Below are 5,350 nucleotides of genomic sequence, written 5' to 3'. Positions count from 1 at the left end.
GTTGTGTCTGTTTTACTTCAACGGAGAGTTTGATCCTGGCTCAGGATGAACGCTGGCGGCGTGCTTAACACATGCAAGTCGAACGATGACCCGGTGCTTGCACCGGTGATTAGTGGCGAACGGGTGAGTAACACGTGAGTAACCTGCCCTTAACTCTGGGATAAGCCTGGGAAACTGGGTCTAATACCGGATATGACTCCTCATCGCATGGTGGGGGGTGGAAAGCTTTATTGTGGTTTTGGATGGACTCGCGGCCTATCAGCTTGTTGGTGAGGTAATGGCTCACCAAGGCGACGACGGGTAGCCGGCCTGAGAGGGTGACCGGCCACACTGGGACTGAGACACGGCCCAGACTCCTACGGGAGGCAGCAGTGGGGAATATTGCACAATGGGCGCAAGCCTGATGCAGCGACGCCGCGTGAGGGATGACGGCCTTCGGGTTGTAAACCTCTTTCAGTAGGGAAGAAGCGAAAGTGACGGTACCTGCAGAAGAAGCGCCGGCTAACTACGTGCCAGCAGCCGCGGTAATACGTAGGGCGCAAGCGTTATCCGGAATTATTGGGCGTAAAGAGCTCGTAGGCGGTTTGTCGCGTCTGCCGTGAAAGTCCGGGGCTCAACTCCGGATCTGCGGTGGGTACGGGCAGACTAGAGTGATGTAGGGGAGACTGGAATTCCTGGTGTAGCGGTGAAATGCGCAGATATCAGGAGGAACACCGATGGCGAAGGCAGGTCTCTGGGCATTAACTGACGCTGAGGAGCGAAAGCATGGGGAGCGAACAGGATTAGATACCCTGGTAGTCCATGCCGTAAACGTTGGGCACTAGGTGTGGGGGACATTCCACGTTTTCCGCGCCGTAGCTAACGCATTAAGTGCCCCGCCTGGGGAGTACGGCCGCAAGGCTAAAACTCAAAGGAATTGACGGGGGCCCGCACAAGCGGCGGAGCATGCGGATTAATTCGATGCAACGCGAAGAACCTTACCAAGGCTTGACATGGGCCGGACCGGGCTGGAAACAGTCCTTCCCCTTTGGGGCCGGTTCACAGGTGGTGCATGGTTGTCGTCAGCTCGTGTCGTGAGATGTTGGGTTAAGTCCCGCAACGAGCGCAACCCTCGTTCCATGTTGCCAGCGCGTAATGGCGGGGACTCATGGGAGACTGCCGGGGTCAACTCGGAGGAAGGTGGGGACGACGTCAAATCATCATGCCCCTTATGTCTTGGGCTTCACGCATGCTACAATGGCCGGTACAAAGGGTTGCGATACTGTGAGGTGGAGCTAATCCCAAAAAGCCGGTCTCAGTTCGGATTGGGGTCTGCAACTCGACCCCATGAAGTCGGAGTCGCTAGTAATCGCAGATCAGCAACGCTGCGGTGAATACGTTCCCGGGCCTTGTACACACCGCCCGTCAAGTCACGAAAGTTGGTAACACCCGAAGCCGGTGGCCTAACCCCTTGTGGGAGGGAGCTGTCGAAGGTGGGACTGGCGATTGGGACTAAGTCGTAACAAGGTAGCCGTACCGGAAGGTGCGGCTGGATCACCTCCTTTCTAAGGAGCACCTACAGTCACCTTGCCCCGTGTATGCGGGTGTGGAGGGGTTGTCAGGAGTAACGCCCGTTGCGCAGACGATTGTTCTGCGGCGGGTGCTCACGGGTGGAATATCAGCAAATAGGTGCCTGGCGGCACAGGCCGGCAGCAAGTACGGATGCTCTCTTGAGAGTGTCCTGGAACGCTCGCCGGAATGAACTGCCGGGTAGTGTTTGGCACACTGTTGGGTCCTGAGGCAACAGGACCATGGCGCGGCCGCGTTGCTCTTCCTTTGGGAGGGTGCGTGGTTGTGGTGTGGGACTTGTGTTTCTGGTTTCCTGGCTGCACCGATCATACGGTTGTTCCTGTCCTTTGGGGCGGGGCGTGTGTGGGGTGTGTGGTACGGGGTTGTTGTTTGAGAACTACATAGTGGACGCGAGCATCTTTTATAAGAAGCAATTTCCAAGAATATGAACCTGGATCTGTGCCGTTGCTCTGGTTGTGCCCCTTGGGGTGTGGCTGGTGTGCGGTGTGGTTTTCATGGTTCTCTCGAAAATTACTCCTTGATCTTTTGTGGTCAAGTTTTTAAGAGCACACGGTGGATGCCTTGGCATTAGGAGCCGAAGAAGGACGTAGGAATCTGCGATAAGCCTGGGGGAGTCGATAACCGGACTGTGATCCCAGGGTGTCCGAATGGGGAAACCCCGCCAGGGGCGCGAGCTGCCTGGTGACCCGCATCTGAACACATAGGGTGCGTGGAGGGAACGCGGGGAAGTGAAACATCTCAGTACCCGCAGGAAGAGAAAACAATAGTGATTCCGTCAGTAGTGGCGAGCGAACGCGGATCAGGCTAAACCGTTCCATGTGTGATAGCCGGCGGGCGTTGCATGGTCGGGGTTGTGGGACTTCCCATTCTGTCTCTGCCGGGACAGTGGGGTGAGAGTGCAGGCATAGGTGAACGGTCTTGAAAGGCCGGCCGTAGAGGGTGTGAGCCCCGTAACCGAAATGTTGTGCACCGCCTGGTGAAGTATCCCAAGTAGCACGGGGCCCGAGAAATCCCGTGCGAATCTGTCAGGACCACCTGATAAGCCTAAATACTCCCTAATGACCGATAGCGGACCAGTACCGTGAGGGAAAGGTGAAAAGTACCCCGGGAGGGGAGTGAAACAGTACCTGAAACCGTGTGCTTACAATCCGTCGGAGCAACCGCAGCTTGCTGTGTAGTTGTGACGGCGTGCCTTTTGAAGAATGAGCCTGCGAGTTAGTGTTACGTCGCGAGGTTAACCCGTGTGGGGAAGCCGTAGCGAAAGCGAGTCTGAATAGGGCGTTGCAGTGGCGTGATCTAGACCCGAAGCGAAGTGATCTACCCATGGCCAGGTTGAAGCGACGGTAAGACGTCGTGGAGGACCGAACCCACTTCAGTTGAAAATGGAGGGGATGAGCTGTGGGTAGGGGTGAAAGGCCAATCAAACTTCGTGATAGCTGGTTCTCCCCGAAATGCATTTAGGTGCAGCGTTGCGTGTTTCTTACCGGAGGTAGAGCTACTGGATGGCTAATGGGCCCTACAAGGTTACTGACGTCAGCCAAACTCCGAATGCCGGTAAGTGAGAGCGCAGCAGTGAGACTGTGGGGGATAAGCTTCATAGTCGAGAGGGAAACAGCCCAGACCACCAACTAAGGCCCCTAAGCGTGTGCTAAGTGGGAAAGGATGTGGAGTTGCGAAGACAACCAGGAGGTTGGCTTAGAAGCAGCCATCCTTAAAAGAGTGCGTAATAGCTCACTGGTCAAGTGATTCCGCGCCGACAATGTAGCGGGGCTCAAGTACACCGCCGAAGTTGTGGATTTCAGACAATAGCCAAGCTGCTTCCTTGTGGAGTTGGTTCAGGCGTCTGGAGTGGTAGGGGAGCGTCGTGTGGGCAGTGAAGTCGCGGTGGAAACCAGCGGTGGAGCCTACACGAGTGAGAATGCAGGCATGAGTAGCGAAAGACGGGTGAGAAACCCGTCCGCCGGATGATCAAGGGTTCCAGGGTCAAGCTAATCTGCCCTGGGTAAGTCGGGACCTAAGGCGAGGCCGACAGGCGTAGTCGATGGACAACGGGTTGATATTCCCGTACCGGCGAAAAACCGCCCATGCTGAACAGGGGACACTAACCGCCCGAAACCTGCCTGCCTACCCTTCGGGGTGGAAGGGTTTTGGTGGAGCGCGGGACCTGATCCTGGGAGGCAAGCGTATTAACAGGTGTGACGCAGGAAGGTAGCCGAGCCGGGCGATGGTTGTCCCGGTCTAAGGATGTAGGGCGAACGGTAGGCAAATCCGCCGTTCATGATGCCTGAGATCTGACGGGACCCCCGTATGGGGGGATTCGGTGATCCTATGCTGCCGAGAAAAGCATCGACGCGAGGTTTTAGCCGCCCGTACCCCAAACCGACACAGGTGATCAGGTAGAGAATACTAAGGCGATCGAGAGAATTATGGTTAAGGAACTCGGCAAAATGCCCCCGTAACTTCGGGAGAAGGGGGGCCCCAACCTTGAACACCACTTGCTGGTGGGAGGGGATCGGGGCCGCAGAGACCAGGGGGAAGCGACTGTTTACTAAAAACACAGGTCCGTGCGAAGTCGCAAGACGATGTATACGGACTGACTCCTGCCCGGTGCTGGAAGGTTAAGAGGACCGGTTAGCCGCAAGGCGAAGCTGAGAATTTAAGCCCCAGTAAACGGCGGTGGTAACTATAACCATCCTAAGGTAGCGAAATTCCTTGTCGGGTAAGTTCCGACCTGCACGAATGGAGTAACGACTTCCCCGCTGTCTCAACCATAAACTCGGCGAAATTGCAGTACGAGTAAAGATGCTCGTTACGCGCAGCAGGACGGAAAGACCCCGAGACCTTTACTATAGTTTGGTATTGGTGTTCGGAGTGGCTTGTGTAGGATAGGTGGGAGACGTTGAAGCCCGGACGCCAGTTCGGGTGGAGTCATCGTTGAAATACCACTCTGGTCACTTTGGACATCTAACTTCGGCCCGTAATCCGGGTCAGGGACAGTGCCTGATGGGTAGTTTAACTGGGGCGGTTGCCTCCTAAAAAGTAACGGAGGCGCCCAAAGGTTCCCTCAGCCTGGTTGGCAATCAGGTGTCGAGTGTAAGTGCACAAGGGAGCTTGACTGTGAGAGAGACATCTCGAGCAGGGACGAAAGTCGGGACTAGTGATCCGGCGGTACATTGTGGAATGGCCGTCGCTCAACGGATAAAAGGTACCTCGGGGATAACAGGCTGATCTTGCCCAAGAGTCCATATCGACGGCATGGTTTGGCACCTCGATGTCGGCTCGTCGCATCCTGGGGCTGGAGTAGGTCCCAAGGGTTGGGCTGTTCGCCCATTAAAGCGGTACGCGAGCTGGGTTTAGAACGTCGTGAGACAGTTCGGTCCCTATCCGCTGCGCGCGCAGGAAATTTGAGAAGGGCTGTCCTTAGTACGAGAGGACCGGGACGGACGAACCTCTGGTGTGTCAGTTGTACTGCCAAGTGCACCGCTGATTAGCTACGTTCGGATGGGATAACCGCTGAAAGCATCTAAGCGGGAAGCTCGCTTCGAGATGAGATTTCCATACACCTTGTGTGTGAGAGGCCCCCAGCCAGACCACTGGGTTGATAGGCCGGATGTGGAAGCGAGGACTAACGACTCGTGAAGCTGACCGGTACTAATAGGCCGATAACTTACACCACACACCCATCCCGTGAACGGATTCAAAAGACGTTCACACCCCGGGAAGGGTACAAAGAAACAAGACTGCTTGCGTCCACTATGTGGTTCCCAAACAACAAACCCGT

General features: G+C 55.9%; 2 rRNA genes. Both read left to right on the top strand.

Going from position 1 to position 5,350, the window contains the following annotated elements:
• Nucleotides 1-17 precede the first annotated feature (17 nt).
• Nucleotides 18-1,544, top strand: a 16S ribosomal RNA gene (locus LQV16_RS22740).
• A 554-nt stretch (nt 1,545-2,098) separates the two neighbouring features.
• Nucleotides 2,099-5,245 (top strand): 23S ribosomal RNA (locus LQV16_RS22735).
• Together the 16S and 23S rRNA genes form the textbook arrangement of a ribosomal RNA operon.
• The last annotated feature ends 105 nt before the right edge of the window (nt 5,246-5,350 follow it).

The organism is Arthrobacter sp. Bi26 (assembly GCF_918697925.1).
Taxonomy (GTDB): Bacteria; Actinomycetota; Actinomycetes; order Actinomycetales; family Micrococcaceae; genus Arthrobacter.
The sequence above is the reverse complement of the archived record's forward strand: the minus strand, read 5'-3'. Positions and strand labels throughout refer to the sequence as shown.